The following is a 21,334-nucleotide window of genomic DNA, read 5'->3' as shown; positions in this document are numbered from 1 at the left end:
TGTTTAAAAAAAGATAGATTGGAAAAGGTGCTAAATGACCTTTTCCAATCTATCTTTACTTGAGTCTCTTTTTTTTATTATTTTTATTGTTGTTCCATGTTCACTTGACTTAATTTCCCAATATAACTCCATACCTTTCACCATCATATCAACAATAGACAAACCAATTCCTGCACCTGCTTCATTTGAAATACCCTTCATCCCTTTTCCTTTATCTGAAACAACTATAGCATCATATTGATCTGTGGATTCCGTTTTCACACAAATATATCTTCCACTTTTAGCGTGACGCAATACATTTTGTAATAAATTATCTAATATACGTCCTAACCAAATTGGATCAACCGTCCATTTACTATTTTTAAACGGGAGTAATTTAACTTCTATTTCAAATCCCTCTTTTTCAAAAGCCGGGTACCATAAAGCTAAACATTCACGCACATAACGAATAACATCTATATCCTTCCAATCAACTTTATATTTACTAGCCATTAGTAGAGTATATGACATCAAATTTTCCATTAACCTATCAATATTCACTACCGAGGCTTCCAACGCCTTTATTGCTTTTGTACCCTCTTCTGATAAATCTTCTTTAGCAATTGAATAGGTTTGAGCTCTTATTTTAGTTAAAGGTGTCCGTAAGTCATGAGAAAGATTAGCAATTAATTCCCGCCGTATTTGTTCTTCTTTCTGTTCACGTTGTTTACTTTCCTTGAGTTCAAATACCATTTGATTAAACGTTTTTTCAAGTTGTCCAATTTCATCCTGCTTTTTTACGTTAATCTGGATTGGCAAACCGTCAACATCCCGTATCTCCATCGCATCTTGTAATTGTAATAATCGTTTTCTGATGCCTCTAAAAAATAAAAAGGAAGCTATAATAAATAAGAAGATGATACAGATAACACCGACTAATAATATCGTGCCATAATTATCATTTGCTTTTTCAAGCGGAGATTTTAACGCAGTTCTAGGAATCTCAAAAACTATAAAGCCTCGAGATTCTTCCTTTCCAACAAAGGCAATAACCGTAAAGGGGTCCCCTTCATAACGATCTTTGATAAATTTTGCTGTAAAAACAGATGACCATTCGGAAGGAAATTGTTCTCTTACATTTACTTGCTTTCCTAACTTACCATTTTCATCAACCCAAAACATAGAGGCATCGTGAAATTGATTTTTCCACTTGGAAAAATGCTGTTCAATTGTTTCAGGCGTGACGTTTTTCAAATTGTTTGCTTCAGCATGCCACTTTGTCTCTATTTCATTGAAATCATTCCTATATTGGGATTGACTTCCACTTTCCATGTTTTCTGCAACACCAGACACAAATATTGTGACAACTAGGAAGGCGAATTGAACAAGAAAAATGGCTATTAAAATAATCATCATGTACTTCGCCAATAATGATTGGAAAAACCTTCTCATATTTTCACCCGATATCCGATGCCGCGAATCGTTTCAATGATTGTTGGATTTGAAGGATTCTTTTCAATTTTTTCTCGTAAATAACGAATATGAACCATTAAAGTCTTATCTCCTTCGATATATCGCTCGCCCCAAACACCTTCATATAGCTGTTCCTTTGTTAATATTTGGTTCAAATGTCGAATAAAGAATTGAAATAAATGATATTGTTTTCCTGTTAATTGAATTTCGCTTCCTGTGTCATTGTTTACTAATCTCATGTCTTTTGTATAAATAGTTAAATGTCGCAATTCTAATATATCGTCATTCTTTTGATATCTTCTTATTAATACTTCGACACGAGCTGCAAGCTCATCAGGATGAAAGGGTTTTGTTAAATAATCATCTGCAAAATAAAGACCTTCTATTTTATCCTCAATTGAGGTACGTGCGGAAAGCATTAAAATAGGCAAATCTCTATTTTCTTTTTTGATACGCTTTCCGATAGAGAAACCATCTAATCCTGGTAACATTACGTCCAAAATGAGGATATCTACGGTTAATAGATACTCTTCCACTCCTTCGCCTGACTGTAGCCATGTTACTTCATATCCTCTTTCCGTTAGATCCTTTGTCACCCAGTTGCCTATATCACTTTGATCTTCTATATACAATACATGAACCATTTCTTCCTCCTTTTTAAAATAGCTGTTTTCTTTTACATATAACATACCTATATCAACCTATCAAAAAAGATCTTAGTTCCAACCTGTCCCTTGGCCTTATTTCATCTACTGCTAAATCTAAAAAAACATCCTTTTTTACAATATTATCCAAATGGGTAAAGCGGTGCAACTTTTATAAACATATCGACTTTAGTTTAAATCTACAGAAGATTTACCTCTTTTAATTTTTGATAGTATTCAAACGGATAGCCGTATCTACTAAAAGAATTCATACATGTTGCCCGCTTAATGTAATTGATTAGTAAAGAGAAATATGACTATAAATTAATAAAAAGTGCCTTCCTAAAAATTATATCATTATTCTAATTAGTGGAGTAATTTCCAATATTAATTATAAATATATACCCGAATAGAAAATAATACATTTCAAATAGAGTGGCGTTTTTATTACAGTAATTGCATAACAAATCTACTTTTTTTCCACATTTCATTTCTTTTTAAAAATGCATTGAAATTAATTTTATAATAAATTATTCTTACATCATTATTGATCAATGAATTTAACGAAAGGAATGGATGTATGTGACGTCAATATGTCTATTCGAAAAGATAGAAATGAATAATACTCCCATTTCTAAATTTGAAAATTTAATAAAAAAAGAATATGCAAATATAGCAGGCATTGTTATTAGAAAAAAAGAAAGTTTGATTTATGAAAAATATTTTGATGGATACACCAAAGAGGATGTATTGCATATTGCATCTGTAACAAAAAGTGTTATATCAGTTCTTATTGGCATTGCAATAGATAAAGGATATATAAAAAATATAGAACAGAAAGTATTAGAATTTTTTCCAGATTACACAGTTAAGCGTGGTGAAAAAACAATACAAAATATCACAATAAAAAATTTGATGACAATGACTGCACCATATAAATACAAATCAGAGCCATATACAAAGATTTATACAAGTGATGACTGGGTAAAAGCTACACTGGATTTGCTAGGGGGAAAAGGCGATATTGGAGAATTTAAATATTCTACTGTTGGCACACATATTTTATCAGGTATACTTACTAATGCAACTGGTCAATGTGTAATTGATTTCGCGACAGAGAACTTGTGTAAACCTCTTGATATTAAAGCTCCTAATAGTGCATTTATACTAAATAAAGAAGAATATTTTGCCTTCCTTAAGGATAAACATGTAACTGGTTGGATTGCAGATCCTAAAAGTGTAAACACTGCAGGTTGGGGGCTTACCTTAACACCTCGGGATATGGCAAAAATAGGTCAGTTATTTTTAAATAATGGTGTATGGAACGGTCATCAAATTCTCTCCTCCCAGTGGATAGAGGACAGCACAACGGAAAACAGTCGATGGGGAAAGTTTTCATATGGATACTTGTGGTGGGTTGTTGATGATTATTGCTATGCAGCTTTTGGCGATGGGGGCAATGTAATTTATATAAACCCTAAACAGGAAATGGTAATTACTATTGCTTCTCGTTTTATGCCACGTGCCAAGGATAGAATTGAATTGATTAGAACGTATATAATGCCATTGTTCGAATAGAGTCAAGAAATTGTGAAGTTTTCTGCGAACAAGTGTTGAAAAACACTATTATTTCACCCCCATCCAAAACAGGACGGGGGTAAGTAGAAGTATTCGACATTGAACAACTTAATTATAACCTTGACATTTTCTTTTTGTGGGTGGTATCAGCTTCACTGATACTCCTCAAGATAACCGAGAACTTCTCTTTTGATAGGTGGTTTTCTTAAAACCATTGGAGTGATGCTATTAGTCTTAATCCCATCACACAAGTTGTTTGCTTCTAGCTTTTTTCAGTAATTAACCTCACATAAGTGCATAAAGTTAGCTGTATAGGGTTTTAGAGCTAACTCATAATAGCGTTTTTCTTTTACATTATAATAAACATAAAAGACTTCTTGTTCAGCAGTTTTACCATACCCTCCAAAGCCTTTGTTGTCCCGTCTAAATTAATTAGTATAGATATAAATTTAAAATTATTATGAAGTGTTTTTTAGATTAAGTTACCGAATTCACATGTTGGAAATCAATAAACTTTCTCTCTAGTTTTTCTACAACCCTTTCTTATCAATTAAAAAGCCGAGAAATCTCTGGCTATTCCATTAATCTAATCAAATCCTGCGTTTACTAACTCCATTAAAACACCAATGTACGGCAAACAGATGGGACATTGGTCCAATAAGCAATCCATATGCAGCAGTCATAAGTATAATTTCAATTTCATTAGGTCTTTGTAACATGACAACAAAGATTACAAGTATAGTTCCTACAAACAATTCTTTTATCACACGGTTCTGAGGGATTCTCATCCATGACTGACCTGCTAATCGTAATGGGAAGTCACGTTTTGCCTGTGATGCTGCTGCAATTAATGACCTGATTACAGTAGCAATACTGAAAGCAATCATCAGTGCAAACATGGAAAGATTCTGCAGCCATACAAGGTATGCTGCGAACTGAGCTTGTAGTATACCCTCTTCTGCGATGTAAACAATTTTTAGTTCCCCACTGATGCCGCGATCGCGCAGCGCCTTGGCATTAAGGCTGTGTTGTTCTAATAATTGCTGCGTAGCAGTTATACCAGTAAACACTATGTTGCCACTCGAGACCATGGATGTCAAAGTCGTGTCATTAAAGCTGTCATACAGCGAGGGAACGACAACAAGCAGGATATCATCTCCAAAATAGAGACTTTCTCCCCCTCCCCCTTGTGCTACTGGAAGTTGGTATCCTTCGACTGGTTCGAAGAATTGTAATTGTTCGAATAGATACTTGGAATGCTCTTCTCTCGACAATATATCAACCTCTTCCTGGATTGCGTGAACAAGATCATTTGAAATGCTGCCGAGTGCAATTTTCGTTACAGTCGGCTGTTTCACTCCTTTAGAGACTAAGTTAAGCCAACGTTGGTTTACAAAAGAGACACCGGAGTACTCGCCAAAATCAAGCGGTGCCCACATTTCCTTTTTATAAGTATAAGAAAGCGCTACTGCATCCATCAATTCTGAATCCTTTATCATCCTGCCTATCATCGGCTGCATCCGATCCATTTCGTCAATATCTGTTGTGAACACAATTGACGCTTGGTCTGAAAGCTTCTTCCACTGCGTCATTTCAGCTTCCTTAGCAGACGATTGTTTATAGGCAGACCAAGCAGGAGCAGCCGTAGCCACCACTAAAACAAACGTCAGCGCTTGGATTACAATCGCTGCTGATCGGAGACTTTTTACAGCTGGCTGTCTAGTAGCTAGCATGAAAACACTCGGCCATGCAGAGGCTGACATAATGAGTGCCACAAATATAGATATAGCAATAACAACTGCTTGTAAACTAATCAGTATTTTTAGGAAGGTACTAACATATATCCAGCCATGAAAAATCCCTACATAGCTTGCCGCAATTATAGCTACTGTTCCTGCCGAGCCTATTAGCGCCACACAAAACTCTGTAAGGTCCTGCATTTGAATCCGTACAATTGAAGACCCTCCCAAAACACGAAGTGCACGCCCTCTTGCCCTCACTAACAACCAGAACAGTGCAAGCGATGAGATCAGTGCAAGTGATGCAAAAATTACGGTTGTAAAACCTCTTTCTTGCACCACGAATATAAAACTATCAAAGATAGAGACATCCCTCCGGGTAACTTTTACTCCTTCATCTTTCAAAGTGTCTACAAACTCATTCAAATGAGAAGTATCGCCAGTAACGAGGTAGACCCCATCGGGATAAGAATTGGCAAGACGATGTTTGCCGACGATTTCGACTTTATTATCACCGTTAAACCCAGTAATTTCATCGGGCAAATCTTCCTCATCATTAAGCATAACAAAGATCTTGCCATCTCCATCGCTCGCAAGATCAGGGGCAATCTTGACCAGTCCAAGATCCAAGCGTGTATCGAGTTCTACTAACTTCGAAAATGCTTCAGTAATAGAGTACGCCGATTCATTGAAGGTAATGTTAAGCCTGCTTTCGCTGCCAATAGCTTGTGGGAAATCTCGATCATTCAGGTCGGTAATAATTGCAGCCAGCAGGACAAGTAAAATAAACAACGCACCCGATACAACTACTATGATACGCTTATAAATATTCATCTCCCTTATCCACTCCTCTTTCCTTATGAAACTATTTATCCCTTGAATTACTGCCTATCATTCCCCTCTACAAGCTATATTAAAAACTCTGTAGCATAGATGAAAGGGGTCATATTCGAGGGTTCTAGACGAAATACCCGTGTACAAGTATCAGAAACAACATTTTAGGCAAACAGTTGAAAAGACAGTGTCAGCGCTTCACCAAATGAATCGGGACCCCAAATCCTTCACTATGAGAGAGTAAATTATTTATAGCATCACGATCTGATTTCGAATCATAGCTCACCAAGATGAGTCCCCGTTTCAGATCATCTGAGCAAGGCTGACCAACCTCCACTTTAATCCCCTCTCCCAACTTTTCTATTTCCTTAGCTAAATTCGCATGATCGTTCAAAGCAGCATTGGCTTCTGCAACTGATGGCAGCCGGTCGCATGGCGGGTGGGTATCTTTTGGTGATCCCGTTATCCAACCGTTTAGAAGCGCAAAGACTCCCATTACTAGTAGTAAACCAACAATGAAACTGATAATAATCTTAGAAATCGGCTTCATGCATATCCTCCTTATATTCTTTAGTTAACGTGACGTTCTTTTGAACCGACCTGATGAATGGCGCTGCATGCATCAATCATCTCGGAATCATGTGTTGAGATAATAACTGTTCGCCCACTTGAGGCAAAGTCCGCAAGCAATTCAATGACCTTATGCCGGTTCGCTGCATCAAGCGAAGCAGTTGGTTCATCAACAAAAAGCACATCTGCATTCTTATAGATAGCGCGAGCCAAGGCAAGTCTTTGCTTTTCACCTCCACTCAAATGTCCAGCTAACTCACTCTCCCGGTCTTTAAGACCTGTCTGTTCAAGTGATTGTACCAAGCGTTCTTTGTCTCCCAGGACACGCCGTCCAAGGATACCTGCCTTCATCGTAACATTGAAGGCAACCGACTCTTCATCCATAATGCCGTAATCCTGAAGTATGAACGCTGCATGATCATGCCAGAAGCGACGTCGCGCTGCATTGCTGTACCTCGTGACATCATTCCCTCCAGACAGAATTTTCCCCTTATCAACCGGCAGCAACATTCCGAGGCAATGCAGGAGTGTGGTTTTTCCAGAACCACTCGCACCAACGAGGGCTGTCATTATACCGGGGTTACAACGAACAGACTCTCCATCTAGTACAAGCCGTCCACCGATTGTTACTGAAATGTCTTGAGCTTCAATCAGCATTTGCACCACCCACCAAACTCTACATTAGTTACAGATAATGCCACTATAGTGAACATCATCTTGATAGCTTGATTCAAATCTTTTCCCTTTTGCCTATAGATAGTTTTGTTCATATATTTCATTCCTCCCTATTTCGTAATGAAATGAATCACCGGGAACGCTTAATTGCTAAATAAAGTATAGGGCAAAAAAATAAACACCACTGAAATGGTGTCTTAACAGGACCTTAATTTTTGGCAAAGAAATACACTTTTATCTTCGTCCCTTTATTCGGCTCACTTTCAATTTTAATCTGCCCACCTTGTTTTTCAATAAACTGTTTAGCAATAGACATTCCTAAACCTGACCCAAGATGGCGTTTATCCGTGGTTGTACCTCGGTAATATTGATTAAATAACTGTTTAATTGTTTTATCATCCATTCCACGGCCATTATCTTTAATTTCTATTAAAGTTGAACCTTCTATAGTTTCTATGGAAACAGTAATAGTTGTTTCACGGGGATTATGATAGATAGCGTTCATAATAAAGTTTTCTAAAGCTCTTTTTAATAATGCTTGATCAAAAGATAAGAAAATATCTCCCTCATCCTGGACTCTTAAATAAAAGTAATAATCATTAGCCAGCGGATACTGACGAATATCTTTCAAAACATTTTGTACAAAAGTGACCAGATTCATAGTACGTAAATTCAATGGAATTTGCATTTTATCAAACTCATAAATAGCACCTAAATCATCAAGTAATTGCTCCATATACAATGATTTTTCTTCAATGATTTTAGCAAACTCCTTCATTTCTTCTTCGTCCCATATATGTTCTGAACGAAGCATGGCTGCATAGCCTTTAATGTACGATAACGGTGTTTTTAAATCATGTGTCACTCCAGCGCTCCAGTTCTTTCTTATATCTTCAAGTTCCTTTCGCTCTTCCTCCGCTGCATTTAGTTGATATGTTAGTCCATCGAGCTTTGATTTAAGTTCCACAAATGGACCAAACTTCATCTTATTTAAGGGGAAATTCTTTATTGTATTAGGCATTTTAAAAACACCAAGTGATAATTGATCAATCCAGCGTATAAAAAAGAAAAGGGGCTTCCTGATTTGACGGTCAATAATACGGCCAAGCAGAATAAGCATTCCAATGAATAATAACGGGAATAAAACATAATTAACCAATCCGTTAATTCTTAAAGGAATGTTCAATAAGTTAAGGACTGAAAAGCCCGTTATAAAAAAGATAGCACCTATGGCTAAAAAAATGATTATCAAAGCCAAGGATATTCTAGATTCTAATTTCATTAGCAACTCCTTTAGTTTCCATGATTCAGCATATAACCCAATCCCCTAACATTTATTAAATACTCCGGATGTTTAGGATCTTTTTCAATTTTTTGACGTAGACGACTAATATGGACCATAACCGTATTTTCTTTCCCAAAAATGTTATAATCCCCCCAAATTTTTTCATACAGTTGTTCTACACTAAAAACCTGATTGGGATGTTGGCACATGAATTTTAGTAATTGGAACTCCTTAGCTGGGCAATTTATTTCTTTTTCCTCTACAATTAATTTTGCTTGGTCATAGTACAATGCAAACCGTTCTGTGCGAAACATCTTAACCATTTCCGGCAGTCTTTTTCTTTGACGATATAGAATGGCCTTTATTCGAGCAACGACTTCAAGAGGATTGAACGGTTTCGTTATATAATCATCACCGCCCATAGAAAATCCGGTTAATTTGTCAATATCTGTAGTGCGAGCAGTCAAAAAGATAATGGGAACATCTGATATTTCTCTAATTTGTTGACACAATTCAAAACCGCTTATATCAGGCAGCATGACATCGAGCAATATTAGATCAATCTTGTGTTCCTTGACCTTTATTAATGCTTGATCCCCCGATTCAGCCTGATAGATTTGTTGAAATCCTTCTTTGTCCAATAAGCGTTTCAACATTTTAATTAATCCTACTTCATCTTCTATAATAAGTATACTTTCGTTCACATTTTCCCTCCTCTTATTTGGTTACGTATATATTGACGTTTTTAGTTAACTTAGAAGATTTTTTTGATAAGTGACCTTTCGAACTATGCTTTTCTTGACCTTTAACTAGTTTTTATATTCAAAAAAATGCTGATATTGCAGCACTTCTTAGGTTAATATGTCTTCAAACACTTTCATTTAGAAACATTTTCAGGCTTATTTTTTAGACCTGGTAAGAGATTTTAAGATAGTCTATTCGCTTCATCGATAAGTCCTATATTATACATGGATTCCAGCACAATTTTCTTTAACAATGGTTCATCAGATAGAACATGATGAAGTTGTATATCTCGAAATACAGCATATTGTGATGGTATTGGTGCACGAGATAAGTATGCTTTTAAAGCTGCTAAGTCTGGTTCAACGTCTTTATTAATTTTAAAAGGAATGTGCGTTTCATTAGCAAGAAATGGAGCAATTACACCAATGCCATCCTGGGTTTGAATAGTTATCATTTTTTGTCGCTGCAATCTAAGCGTTTGAATATAGCGATAAGGATTAGCTATAATAGGCATTTGAATGTTTTTTTCTAAAAAGTTATCGATATACTTTAATAATTGTCGTTCAGACTGAGGATGAAGTTCATCATCCACTTCCCGTTCCTTGAATACTAAATAACTGTCTTCATCAGCGAAATAATTATAAAATAAATCACTATCTGTGCAATTGATACGTAAAAATCCACGCAAATTTTTTGCGATTATACGGGTTGGCTTTTCAAACTCCATTGGACATATACAGACAATAGGCGCCTCTTCAAGGTCAGAAACCGATCCATAGTCTGTTAAAAATCCATAATGAATACCATCTACTCCAATATGGCCAAATACAATAACATCGCTTGGTGTGTTAAAATAGCGAAAGTCGGATAATGAAATATAAAAGTGAAGCCCATTATAAAAAGATTCACAATCGCCAAGTTCCTTCTCTAATTCCATTAATTTTTGAAGGCTTGCTGGTATATCATACTTTCCAAAGTTGCGCTGCATTCAAAAACCGCCTTTTCTTTTTCCTTTATTTTACTATATTTGTTATCAGGAAACTATTTTATGACATAAATTTCCCCGCTACTCCCCTTCAATCATTCTCCCATTTGAATATGCATACCTCTTCCCTTCACTAAAAAATCCCCTGCCAATTATTAGAACTAAAGGGGGATAAACGTTGCAACTTTATACAAAAGTAGCTTTCAAATAAAGATTAATTAAAACATTTTATGGACTCTTTATTTATCAAAGAATACAAAAAATCCATTTTGAAGAAAGATTGTTCAAAATGGATTTTCTTTTAATAACTCTGTTAGATTTTTTTATAAAATATAAAAGCTTCGGTTCTACATTACAGACAAAAGGGTAATCAGTGCTAAAATAGCCGGAAGCCCTTGTTTCACAATAATTGATTTGTTGGATGTAAAGCCTCCGAAAATGGCTGCCACTACCACACAAATTATGAAAAACAACTGAATCATATAGCCAATTGAATTAAGTCCAAGTATGAGTCCCCAAATGAGACCAGCTGCTAAAAACCCATTATATAGACCTTGATTTGCAAACATGATGGCTACATTTCGATCTCTTTCTAAGTGCTTCGGTAAATTGAAAGCTCGTTTTGCCAATTTTGAATCAATAAAAAACATTTCAAGGATCATAATAAATAAATGTTCTATTGCTACTATCCCAACTAAAATGGCCGCAAGTACTTCCACTCACTAATCCCCCCTTTTCTGTTTCCTAATATCAATTTATATTATTTCCATTGCGCAATTCTATCGACAGGGAGACGGTATGAAGCATATCCTTCATCAGCTGCTTTTCCGATGGACAGAAGCATGACTGGTACATAGCGCTCCTTTTCCAATCCGAAAGCTTCAGCGATATTTTCTTTTTCATAGCCCCCTATTGGGTTTGTTTCATATCCGTGCGCGCGTGCTGTCAACATAAGCTGCATGGAGACGAGACCAGCGTCAACTAGGATCGTTTCCCGATTTACTTGCTCCGGTAGTTGTTCAAAATGTGCCTTCAAAGCCTCAATTTGTCTGTCTTTTACCTCCTGTGGCATGTACCCTAGGTCAACGGCTTTTGAATAAATTTCTTCTAAATAGTCTGCATTGTTCATATCTGCAAATACTGCGATTACGGCAGATGAAGTGGTGACTTGTGACTGATTAAATTTAGCAAGCGCTGCAAGTTTTTCTTTGGATTCTGGGCTTTCGATGATAAGAAAACGCCATGGCTGTGCGTTGACTGAAGATGGAGCTGTAGTCGCTTCCTCTAATATTTCCGTCATCTCTTCTTTGCTGATTTTAACTGTTGGATCATAGTTGCGAATGGATCGGCGCTCTTTCATTATTTTCATAAAATCGTTTGTTTTTAATGTAGTTTTCATGTGCAAACAACTCCTGTATATTTTAATATTTTTCCTTATCTGCAAACAGCACTTTCTTAAACACAGTGCTTTCTTCTATGCTGAGATTTCCGAGGAAGCCTTGACTTGGTCTCGCCCTTGTTCGCTCAACCGAGCAAGGATAATACGGCTGTCCTCAGGATTACCTTCTTCTTTTAGCTTCAATCTGCTTGACGTGTCTTGTAACGGCTGCGCCATCGATATCATCCTTTTTTGAAGGTTTTTCTTAATCATTTTTTGTTCCATCTACTTTTAATTAATTCTCGATTATCAAAGTTATAATAACTAAGTTGAGGGCAATGCAGGAGAATCTCTTAAAAATGTAAACTTTACAATTTAAGGGATTCCGACATGTCATTGTTATCCAGAATATTTTCTAATAAACAATCTTCCCATTTATAAATCGCCAATCAATTAAAAAATGATGTCTACTTGTAACTCATTTTTACACTAGAGCTATCTAACTTTGCAAAGGTTGTCCATCATATGCTTTTATAGCAAGTGGTGCCACTAAAAAGTTACTAGCTTTGGCCACGAAAGAAGTAAAATGTTCACTTGTATTATGGCTTGCTACCGCCGCTTCATCTTGCCATACTTCAACCATGGTAAATGTATGATTCTTTTCTATATCTTTATATAAATTGTAAGAAACATTTCCACTTTCTTGTCTAGAAGCACGAATTAGTGTTTCTATCTCTTCTAAAAAAATTTGTTGTTTTGTTGCGTCTATTTGCATTTCAGCATGAATAATAATCATCTTCTTCTCCTCTTCTCTCAATCCTTTTATATTAAAGAAAATTTAAAACATCTATGAACACTCCGGTGCGTATATCAATATTTGAACGGCGTTCCATTAAAGTTTTACGTTTTAGATTTCTTTTATGCTATTTTGAATACGATTTAGCATATCAAATAGCAAATCTCGTTCCTCTTCACTAATATCTTTTAGCATAGAAGTGACGAAACGTTTCTTTTCTTCTTGATAGCAACTAATTTTTTGACGTCCATAATCAGTTAGCGTCACAAGAGTGATCCTGTTGTCACTCGCTTTTTTTCGTCTTAAAATCAACCCGTTTGCCTCGAGTTGTTTCAAATGCCGCGTGATGGCAGCATTGTCAATATTCATCTCTTTTTGAAGTGCTTTTTGGCTCATTTCATCCGCTTGATAAAGATGGCGCAAAAGTTCAAGGCGCGACTGACTAACACCTGTGCAGCCTTCAAATTTCGAATTGATTTCTTTATTAATAAAAAATAATTTATATAAAATAATTGCTTCCTTAGAGCAAGAATTTGTCAATAACTTCCCTCCTTTTTACAGTTTAAAAATTATTTGATGCATCAATTATTGACTCATCAAATAATTTAACTCAATTGGATTTAAAATGCAAGTATTTTTATTTTTCCTTTTTATCTCGCGCAAAAAAAAGGGGTACCTTATAAAGGACATGAATAGTTTAGCGCATACTACCTGGAATTATAAGTATCACATAGTTTTTCCCATGCAAAATCACCTCCGAAATAGTACTTTGTTTAAGTGTACCTTTTCGTAGGTGTTTTATATTGTCTTATTTAGATTTGTCTATACAGATATGTCACCTGTAGCTTTAGAATAAAGTAACTTAAGGAAATTGCATTTTATTTTGCCTTTTCTGGTAAAAATATCATTAATTTTAAGTATTAACCAAAGCCAGTCGTATGCAAGCTAAGCTAACCCGCGGCTTAAACTGCTCGAGGCGTCAAAGGCCCCAGAGATAAGACGAAACGACTCCACTGACCGCTGGCTTAGCCCTAAAATAATTTCACCATTTGCAAATCCGGAACCAGCTCAAGTTATTGCTGCCAGACATGGGGATCAATTTCTTGACACTCCATAATGACAAAAAATTAATTCCATTGGGTAAAAAAATCTGCTTTTTATCGCCCGTTTATCTTATCTGACCGTCAAAGTCTCAATAACAATCCCAATGCATATGCCATTCACCAGTCGAACGAGACCTGAACAAGTAAATCGTCCCGTTGTCACCCACCATAAATCTCGGCTTTTCCTCGCTTCCGATCTGCATGATATACTGACAATCTTCTAAGGAAACCGGTGACTGGATATAGGATGCGTATCCTCCTATTTTCGTTTGCGGGTAACTGCCGAATTCATCGAAGAACTGATCGCTCGCATCTTCATCCTCGTTCACTTCCGTCAAGTCAACATAATCCCAAGCCTCTTCCCAGCATGGGTAATCATCGCTATCAGCCTTGTGCCACCGAATCTGAAATTCCCTCAGACCTCTTGCTTCTTCCGGTGTTTCCATTAATTGCAGCTCTTCCACCGACTGATGCTCGATGAGTAGCCAGCCTTCTCCGTTCTTAACAGGATAGATTGGAAGCTGTTTCCTGTTAAGAAATAGCTGGATCAAACTTGCCTCTCCCACACCATCGATCCCACCAGGTATTTCAGGCACATACGCTTGCAATACGGGAATCATGGGACCATCTTTGTCATGAGGCCATCCCGCTTCCTTATCAATATAAAAATGCCCGCCAAACCAACTCATCCTCGCTTCCTCCGGACGAAATCCGCCAATTTGCGCCAGTACTGGCTTTTTTGCTATTTCCCTAAGTAAACTAAATGCCTCAAATTGTGTCATGGTAAGCAATTCTCCTCCCGATATCTGTTAGCTTTCTACTGGATAGACGGATAGCAGTCTTTCTATAAGTTCCATCCATCTCCTCAAGTATAATGGATGCCGATACGCGGCTCAAATATGCTCCTGATTCTTTCATCAAAGACGGCCAAATCGAAATCTAGCTTCTTTTTATCAGTTTCTTGCGAAAGCAGGTTGACCAACCTATGCTTTAAATTGCTTTTCGTCGCTCATTCATCCATTTCTCTATCAATAATCTTTTAGAAAGTTTCATACTACAAAAGTTATTGAAATTAGGGATAAAGTCTTCTTCAAAACTAGATAAAATATACCATTTTTGTAATATTAAAGGAATTCTTATCTATTTTCCTTTATAATAATTATGGTCTACATAAAAAGAAGGGGTGTAAATGTGAAAAAAACGAAAGTATTATCGGTATCAATCCTTTCTGCAGCAATGTTATTGTTGGCGGCTTGCGGAAATGAAGAAAAAGCTTCTGAATCACCAAAAGAGAATGATTCAAAGGCTAAAACAGAGGAAACAAGTAATAAAGGGAAAACAAATGAAAAAGCAGAAGAATCAGATACTAAATCAGGTGAGGTATTGAATCCAAGTATTGCAGAAGAAACAGAAGGAAATGTTGAAGTTGTTTATACCAATAAAGAACCTGGATTTTTAAATGATATTAATGGTTTCAAAGTATCCGTTAACGAATACCAAATTGTTAAAGTAACAGACATGAACGAAGATTCTAAGTTGCGTTTTGATGGCCAGAATAATGGATACGTAGTAACGACTAAAGTTACCATTGAAAATGGAACCGATAAACCAATGTATTATAATAATAATCATAAGATCCAGCTAAGCAATGAGTATGATTATATTCCGTCTGACTGGAAAACTCTTGTACCTGAAGATCAGCAGATTAATAAAATCAAAAAGAATAAAGAAAAGATTACTTTATATGAAGCTGGCGAGAAGGTAACTGGCTTAATGAGTTTCAGATTATCAGATGCTGAATTTGAAAAATTAAAAACAGTAAAACCAAAATATATAATTGAAGGCGGTTTAGCTGATAATGACCAAGCTAAAAATAGTAACATGCAGCAATCGCCGGCTTATGATTTTATTTATAGCGATGAACAAGCAAAACAAACAGCTGAACAACCCCAATTTTATCAAGATCGTTTAACGACTGATAATATGGCTGACAAAAAAATGATTTTTGAAAAATCTGGAATTAATGATACCAAAGAGATAGATAAAGTGAAAATTACCCTTGAAGGTGTACAATATACTGAAGTGATTCCAACAGAAGCCAATAAAGAACGCTTTAGAAATTTTGGTGATAATGGGATTGTGGCTGTGACTGTCAAATTGAATGTTGATAATCAAACATCAGAACCTGTTGACATATCGAATCTAAAAACTACTCTTAATATTGATGACAATCGTGCGAAAGTGTTAAGTCAGGGTATGGTGGAACCTCGTGAACAAAGGGAGATTGCTGCGGGACAAAAAGGTGAAAAACTGCATGTTTTCCTACTTAGAAAAGATGAATTTGAAATATATAAGAAGTTTGATATGAGATTTGGTCCATTTGTCGGTACAGATGGCAAAGACCAATTCAAAGGAAAATCTGCTACGTTTAGCTTACCAAGATAAATAAAAAAAACAGAAACCAGTGTCAGTTAGAAAAGGCACTGGTTTTTTCGGACTTATTATGAGTTCCCAAATGTACAATACTTATCACTTATGATGGGGATTTTAGCTTGTTATTTTGGCTTAGCAAATGCGAATTCAAGTCCATTTATAATATTTTGTAAAAATATAAGAAATCCTTTTAAAACTGCCCCGTTTGTGTTAAAAGAAGACCTCTCTTCTTTTATTATAAGAATGCTACAACATTTGTGTAATATAAAATGCATCCTCTTTTCGCAATAGCGGATTGTATCTTCGGAAATACCGGTTTACTCGGCGACTTGCTTGATCGTAAAATTTTGTTCTTCCATTACATACGAAGGAGTATCCCTGGCTATGGACCCTTTGGGATACTCCCTCTGTTTGGGACTACGCTCTTGTTCCACCGTCCACCGGCAGAACTACGCCTGTTACGTAAGAGGCTCTATCGCTCAATAACCAGGCAGCTGCTTGTGCGATCTCATGAGGATCGGCAGGACGCCTAAGTGGTGTCACAGAGTTGCTTTTTTCGATTATATCTGGAACTTGTGCAACTAACCCCTCGATCATCTCGGTCATAGTGGTGCCAGGTGCAATAGCGTTTACGCGGATACCCGAGGGTCCGAATTCAATGGCAGCTGTCTCGGTCAGACTATTAACAGCCCGTTTGGCGGCTCCGTAGACAGACAACACAGGATTACCTCTGAAGCTGCCCACGCTGCTGTTATTGACAATGGCACCAGTACCTGCAGTATCAAGCATTGCCTTGATTTCCGCTTTCATTGCCGCCCAGATTCCTTTGTAATTTACAGCTTGAAGATGGTCGAAATCCTCTTCTGTGACATCTGTTAAGGGCGAAAGAGGAGATCCAATTCCAGCATTATTGAATGCTATATCCAGGCGACCGCGACGCTCAACGGTCGTTTGAACCGCCCGTTCGATGCTGGGGGGATCGGCCAGATCAGCTACAATATAATCGGCTTTACCGCCTTTCGCGATAATTTCCTCAACTCCAGAGCGTAAAGCTGCCTCTGTTCTTGCGACGAGAGTAACCGCCGCTCCTTCTCCGGCGAATAGTTTGGCAGCCGCTGCTCCGATGCCGCGGCTGGCCCCTGTAACCAGAGCTACTTTATTGATAAGCATTCCCTGAGAATTGTAATTTTTGTGCTGTGTTATTGATTGCATGGCTATCTCCTTTATAGTCAGTAATGGTTTGAAACGTTTCAAACTGAGTTGAAACGATTTCTATAATTAAGTATAATTTTATAATACACATTTAACGAGAGGTTGCTTAATCATAGGTTTCCGAGTAATAGGTTAGGAGGGATTGGATGAACGATAGCGAGCGCCGTTCGGCTCTTGGGGATTTTTTGCGTAAACAGAGGTCAAGGCTTTCTCCAGAGGATGTGGGTTTACCGACTGGGTCCCGACGGCGGACAGTAGGATTGCGCAGGGAAGAGGTCGCACAGCTATCAAATATCGGCACATCCTGGTATATGTGGCTGGAGCAGGGACGTGATATCCGTCCGTCAGTACAAGTGTTAGAAAGCCTAGCTGCTGCTCTAAAGCTTAATCCCAATGAACGACGGCATCTTTTTTTCTTGCAGGAGAATCACTTCCTCCTTATTTGTCTCCTCATAAAGAAAGTATCGGGGCAACATTTCAAAGGATGCTGGATGACCTTACTCCGAATCCTGCATATATTCTGGGAAGGCGCTGGGATTTTGTAGCCTGGAATGATGCTGCAAATGAAATTTTCTCTATTTCCTTGGGAACACCGCCTCATGAATTCAATTTAATCTGGCGGTTTTTCACGGACCCGGTATGGAGGGGACACTTCAAAAATTTCGACCAAAAGGCTATGGGAATGATTGCGGAATTCCACACGGCATCAGCCCGATACGTTGAAGATTCGTCGTTTGCCGAGTTAATAGAAGATCTTAAACGAATAAGTCCTGAATTTGGCCGTCTATGGCTGCAGCATGAAACGCCCGGCTCTCTTGAAGGATTTAAAGAAGTGGAACATCCCCACATGGGACACCTTGAGTTCGATCATATTACCCTGCAAGTCCCCAATGATCCTGATATGAGAGTGATGATTTACATGCCTCTACCAGCAACAAGATCAAAGCTAGAAAAATATTTGGCAAAGGGATCACCTGCAAAAGGAAGTAAGGGATAACATCATTAAGCTAGAAAACCCTAAAATATCAGTAAAGCAAACTATCGATTCTAATAGGCTATGTTTCTGGGAATTATATTTAGGAAACATTCTCATTCCACCTTTTATAATAAATATAACCTCTTCGGGATATCATACCCGAAGAGGTTATTTTTTATAAATCTACATTACTGTGTCTTTGGAACTCTCCCTTACAAAGCTCCCCCCATCCCCCTCAATCCCTTCTTGCACATACCTTCATGCCCTCTTTCACCCCTTAATCTTTACCTCTACTATGGAAGTAAGTTTTACAAAGAAAATTGCAATTTCTTACAGAAATTAGGTAAAATAACCGCTTGAAAATATCTGAAAATGGAACTAAGTTTTACAATATAGAGATAAGGGTTAAGAAGAAAGGATAGGAATTTTTCATGTTTTTACTTATGCCTTTCTCCCCCCTTTTGCACCGCCAAACATCCTTCCTCCTTAAATCTGTAACCGAAAGACCGAAGGTCTTAAATGCCAGAGAGAAGAGCCAGAATAAGATAAAAAATAAGCCAGATCAAATGCCCGATAAAAAGCCCGAAAATCAAGCCAGAGAAGAGATAAGGGGAATAGGGGTGAGGAATAAGGGATGAAAAAAGATGATAATGATAAAGGAAAAACAGGAGTGTTAAAGCGGGGGAAAAGCCAGAAGCGGATTGAATTTGGGATAGAAAAAAAGAACCGAGAAAGCGTACCTTTGGTACGTTCCCGATTCTGATTGATTTTACATAAAGACTCAGTACATAGCTGTCTTCTACTTCCCCTTCTTTGTAAAACTAAGTTACATATTGTAAGACTTAGTTATAAATTGTAAGGGAGAGTTTTGGATAGACAATTACCCGAAAAGGCTAAAACCAAACTTATTCCACCGTAACACTCTTAGCCAAGTTACGTGGTTTATCTACGTCGCAGCCTCTATGAAGGGCTGCATAGTAAGCAATTAATTGTAATGGTACTACAGAGATAAGGGGTGTTAACAGGTCGTGCACAGCTGGTACAATGTAGCGGTCGCCATCCATTTCTAAGCCTTTCATCGAAATGATGCATGGGTTTGCTCCGCGAGCTACTACCTCTTTCACGTTACCACGTATGCTTAAGTTAACACTCTCTTGTGTTGCTAATGCGATAATAGGTGTTCCATCTTCAATTAAAGCAATTGTTCCATGCTTTAATTCTCCACCTGCGAATCCTTCTGCTTGGATGTAAGAAATTTCTTTTAGCTTTAAAGAACCTTCAAGGCCAACATAGTAATCAATGCCGCGCCCGATATAGAAAGCATTTCTTGATGTTTCCAGATATTCTCGAGCAATAGCCTCTAGCTCTTCTTTATCTTCAAAAACGCCTTCCATGGCATTGGCAATGATACCTAATTCATGAATAAGATCAAAATCTATCTGGTAGCCTTTGCTTCTTGCTGTTACTTCTGCAAGGATAGACAATACAGCCATTTGCGAAGTATAAGCTTTAGTAGAAGCTACTGCAATTTCCGGACCAGCATACAATAATAAGGTGTGGTCAGCTTCACGAGACAATGTGGAGCCTGGTACATTTGTGATAGTTAGAGTTGGATAACCCATTTCTTTCACTTGCACAAGTACAGCACGACTATCTGCTGTTTCTCCACTTTGTGTAATGAAAATGAACAGTGGTTTTTCAGAAAGCAACGGCATATTGTAGCCGAACTCACTTGCCACATGAACCTCTACAGGGATTTTTGCTAATTTCTCAATAAATTGCTTCCCAAGAAGACCGGCGTGATAAGATGTACCAGCAGCTACAATGTACAAACGATCGGCAGCTTTAACCGCTTCAATGATCGCTGGATCAATTGTCAACTTTCCATCTTTGTCTTGATATTCTTGAATAATTTTGCGAATAGCTACTGGCTGTTCGTCAATTTCTTTTAGCATATAATGAGGATATGTTCCTTTTTCAATATCACTAGCATCTAGTTCTGCCGTATATGCTTCCCGGGAAATAATCTCTCCCTCTAATGTTTCAATGGTTACCTCGTCTTTTGTCACGATCACAATTTCTTTATCTACTAATTCCACATATTGATCAGTTACTTGAAGCATAGCCATTGCATCACTTGCGATAACATTGAAGCTTTCCCCTAAGCCTATCAATAATGGGCTTTTATTTTTTGCTACATATATCATGTCTTTGTTTTGCTCATCTAATAAGGCAAACGCATAAGACCCTTTTAATAATTTTAGTGTTTGAACAAATGCTGCCTTTACATCGCTTCCGGCTTCTACAAAATGTTCAATAAGTTGAACAACGATTTCTGTATCTGTATCACTTTTCAAAGTAACATCAGCAAGGTATTCTTTCTTTAATAAGTCATAGTTCTCAATGACACCATTATGAACAATTGTAAAGCGTTCTGATGCACTTTTATGTGGGTGCGCATTTAATCTGCTTGGCACACCATGGGTTGCCCAGCGTGTATGACCAATTCCAGCAGGTGCAAATACTTCTTCGTCCACAATACTGCGTAGGTCAGCAATTCGTCCTTTTTCTTTAAAAACTTGAACTCCCTCTCCATTGCTTAATGCAATACCAGCTGAGTCATAGCCTCTATATTCTAGTTTTTCTAAACCTTTTAATAAAATCTCTTTCGCATCCTGGTTTCCAATATAACCAACAATTCCGCACATACTTCTTTTCCTCCGTTCTAAGGGAGCAAGAAGTCACTTTTAGGGAACAAACTTGCTCCCTTATCTCTGTTTTTTTGGGGTTATAAGTTGTAATATACTGCATCTTTTGTACTGCCTAAAGACAGATGAAGACAAAGGTTGTAGATAATACAACTTAAAGATTACGCTTATGATTAGCTTGCCCTACTCTTTGTGCATTAAGTTACCTTAATGTTTTAAAGT

22 protein-coding genes are annotated in these 21,334 nt (G+C 37.3%); 5 read left to right on the top strand and 17 right to left on the bottom strand.

Annotation, left to right across the window (positions count from 1 at the left end):
- Window positions 1-30: 30 nt before the first annotated feature.
- Together NX902_RS01190 and NX902_RS01185 are read right to left on the bottom strand one after the other, a co-directional pair.
- Complete coding sequence (locus tag NX902_RS01190; protein WP_341160500.1) at window positions 31-1,431, bottom strand: HAMP domain-containing sensor histidine kinase; 1,401 nt, start codon at window positions 1,429-1,431, stop codon at window positions 31-33.
- The gene (locus NX902_RS01185; protein WP_341160499.1) at window positions 1,428-2,096 is read right to left on the bottom strand and encodes a response regulator transcription factor; all 669 of its coding nucleotides are present in this window, start codon (window positions 2,094-2,096) and stop codon (window positions 1,428-1,430) included. The genes NX902_RS01190 and NX902_RS01185 overlap by 4 nt, the downstream gene beginning before the upstream one ends.
- Window positions 2,097-2,711: 615 nt before the next feature.
- Between NX902_RS01185 and NX902_RS01180 the strand changes: the two genes are divergently transcribed.
- Window positions 2,712-3,674 (top strand): serine hydrolase, encoded by a 963-nt coding sequence (locus NX902_RS01180; RefSeq protein WP_163185824.1) that lies wholly within the window; start codon window positions 2,712-2,714, stop codon window positions 3,672-3,674.
- 590 nt (window positions 3,675-4,264) lie between these two features.
- On the opposite strand, the gene NX902_RS01175 is transcribed toward NX902_RS01180, so the two are convergent.
- From NX902_RS01175 to NX902_RS01115, 13 genes are all read right to left on the bottom strand, one after another.
- Window positions 4,265-6,247, bottom strand: coding sequence for a hypothetical protein (locus tag NX902_RS01175; protein WP_341160498.1), 1,983 nt, complete (start codon window positions 6,245-6,247; stop codon window positions 4,265-4,267).
- Between the two features lie 190 nt (window positions 6,248-6,437).
- Window positions 6,438-6,797, bottom strand: coding sequence for a hypothetical protein (locus NX902_RS01170; RefSeq protein ID WP_061800708.1), 360 nt, complete (start codon window positions 6,795-6,797; stop codon window positions 6,438-6,440).
- A gap of 20 nt (window positions 6,798-6,817) precedes the next feature.
- Window positions 6,818-7,474 carry an ABC transporter ATP-binding protein gene (locus NX902_RS01165; RefSeq protein ID WP_095257905.1) on the bottom strand — a complete coding sequence of 219 codons (657 nt, stop codon included), beginning with the start codon at window positions 7,472-7,474 and terminating at the stop codon, window positions 6,818-6,820.
- A gap of 226 nt (window positions 7,475-7,700) precedes the next feature.
- Window positions 7,701-8,774 carry a sensor histidine kinase gene (locus NX902_RS01160; protein ID WP_095257904.1) on the bottom strand — a complete coding sequence of 358 codons (1,074 nt, stop codon included), beginning with the start codon at window positions 8,772-8,774 and terminating at the stop codon, window positions 7,701-7,703.
- Between the two features lie 11 nt (window positions 8,775-8,785).
- Window positions 8,786-9,481 carry a response regulator transcription factor gene (locus NX902_RS01155; RefSeq protein WP_061800718.1) on the bottom strand — a complete coding sequence of 232 codons (696 nt, stop codon included), beginning with the start codon at window positions 9,479-9,481 and terminating at the stop codon, window positions 8,786-8,788.
- Window positions 9,482-9,702: 221 nt separating this feature from the next.
- Window positions 9,703-10,509 carry a hypothetical protein gene (locus NX902_RS01150; RefSeq protein WP_341160497.1) on the bottom strand — a complete coding sequence of 269 codons (807 nt, stop codon included), beginning with the start codon at window positions 10,507-10,509 and terminating at the stop codon, window positions 9,703-9,705.
- A 344-nt stretch (window positions 10,510-10,853) separates the two neighbouring features.
- The gene (locus tag NX902_RS01145) at window positions 10,854-11,225 is read right to left on the bottom strand and encodes a DUF1304 domain-containing protein (protein ID WP_172859494.1); all 372 of its coding nucleotides are present in this window, start codon (window positions 11,223-11,225) and stop codon (window positions 10,854-10,856) included.
- A gap of 41 nt (window positions 11,226-11,266) precedes the next feature.
- Complete coding sequence (locus NX902_RS01140; protein ID WP_095331352.1) at window positions 11,267-11,905, bottom strand: nitroreductase family protein; 639 nt, start codon at window positions 11,903-11,905, stop codon at window positions 11,267-11,269.
- A 75-nt stretch (window positions 11,906-11,980) separates the two neighbouring features.
- Entirely contained in the window at window positions 11,981-12,169 is a 189-nt protein-coding gene (locus tag NX902_RS01135) for a hypothetical protein (RefSeq protein ID WP_164464000.1), read from the bottom strand.
- A 214-nt stretch (window positions 12,170-12,383) separates the two neighbouring features.
- Window positions 12,384-12,680, bottom strand: coding sequence for a putative quinol monooxygenase (locus NX902_RS01130; protein WP_123258709.1), 297 nt, complete (start codon window positions 12,678-12,680; stop codon window positions 12,384-12,386).
- Between the two features lie 111 nt (window positions 12,681-12,791).
- On the bottom strand, window positions 12,792-13,220 hold the full coding sequence (locus NX902_RS01125; RefSeq protein WP_095331356.1) for a MarR family winged helix-turn-helix transcriptional regulator: 429 nt from the start codon (window positions 13,218-13,220) through the stop codon (window positions 12,792-12,794).
- Window positions 13,221-13,872: 652 nt separating this feature from the next.
- Window positions 13,873-14,565, bottom strand: a complete 693-nt coding sequence (locus tag NX902_RS01120) for a DUF1963 domain-containing protein (RefSeq protein ID WP_123258707.1) — start codon at window positions 14,563-14,565, stop codon at window positions 13,873-13,875.
- Entirely contained in the window at window positions 14,552-14,701 is a 150-nt protein-coding gene (locus NX902_RS01115; RefSeq protein ID WP_164464002.1) for a hypothetical protein, read from the bottom strand. The genes NX902_RS01120 and NX902_RS01115 overlap by 14 nt, the downstream gene beginning before the upstream one ends.
- A 273-nt stretch (window positions 14,702-14,974) precedes the next feature.
- Here NX902_RS01115 and NX902_RS01110 point away from each other — a divergent pair, with 273 nt between their 5' ends.
- On the top strand, window positions 14,975-16,228 hold the full coding sequence (locus NX902_RS01110; RefSeq protein ID WP_163185840.1) for a DUF5068 domain-containing protein: 1,254 nt from the start codon (window positions 14,975-14,977) through the stop codon (window positions 16,226-16,228).
- A 405-nt stretch (window positions 16,229-16,633) separates the two neighbouring features.
- Here NX902_RS01110 and NX902_RS01105 read toward each other — a convergent pair whose 3' ends face one another.
- On the bottom strand, window positions 16,634-17,428 hold the full coding sequence (locus NX902_RS01105; protein WP_341160496.1) for an SDR family NAD(P)-dependent oxidoreductase: 795 nt from the start codon (window positions 17,426-17,428) through the stop codon (window positions 16,634-16,636).
- 146 nt (window positions 17,429-17,574) lie between these two features.
- Here NX902_RS01105 and NX902_RS25780 point away from each other — a divergent pair, with 146 nt between their 5' ends.
- From NX902_RS25780 to NX902_RS01095, 3 genes are all read left to right on the top strand, one after another.
- Entirely contained in the window at window positions 17,575-17,973 is a 399-nt protein-coding gene (locus NX902_RS25780) for a helix-turn-helix domain-containing protein (protein WP_204259844.1), read from the top strand.
- Window positions 17,913-18,425 carry an MmyB family transcriptional regulator gene (locus NX902_RS01100; RefSeq protein ID WP_204259845.1) on the top strand — a complete coding sequence of 171 codons (513 nt, stop codon included), beginning with the start codon at window positions 17,913-17,915 and terminating at the stop codon, window positions 18,423-18,425. Before NX902_RS25780 ends, NX902_RS01100 begins: the two co-directional genes overlap by 61 nt.
- Window positions 18,426-19,038: 613 nt before the next feature.
- Window positions 19,039-19,167, top strand: coding sequence for a hypothetical protein (locus tag NX902_RS01095; protein WP_341160495.1), 129 nt, complete (start codon window positions 19,039-19,041; stop codon window positions 19,165-19,167).
- 142 nt (window positions 19,168-19,309) lie between these two features.
- Here NX902_RS01095 and glmS read toward each other — a convergent pair whose 3' ends face one another.
- Window positions 19,310-21,112, bottom strand: a complete 1,803-nt coding sequence (glmS, locus tag NX902_RS01090) for a glutamine--fructose-6-phosphate transaminase (isomerizing) (RefSeq protein ID WP_341160494.1) — start codon at window positions 21,110-21,112, stop codon at window positions 19,310-19,312.
- Window positions 21,113-21,334: the final 222 nt, after the last annotated feature.

Origin of the sequence: Niallia sp. FSL W8-0954 (assembly GCF_038005605.1) — a bacterium.
GTDB lineage: Bacteria > Bacillota > Bacilli > Bacillales > Cytobacillaceae > Niallia > Niallia circulans_A.
Note: the sequence above shows the minus strand (reverse complement) of the source record. Positions and strands in the feature narration are given on the sequence as shown.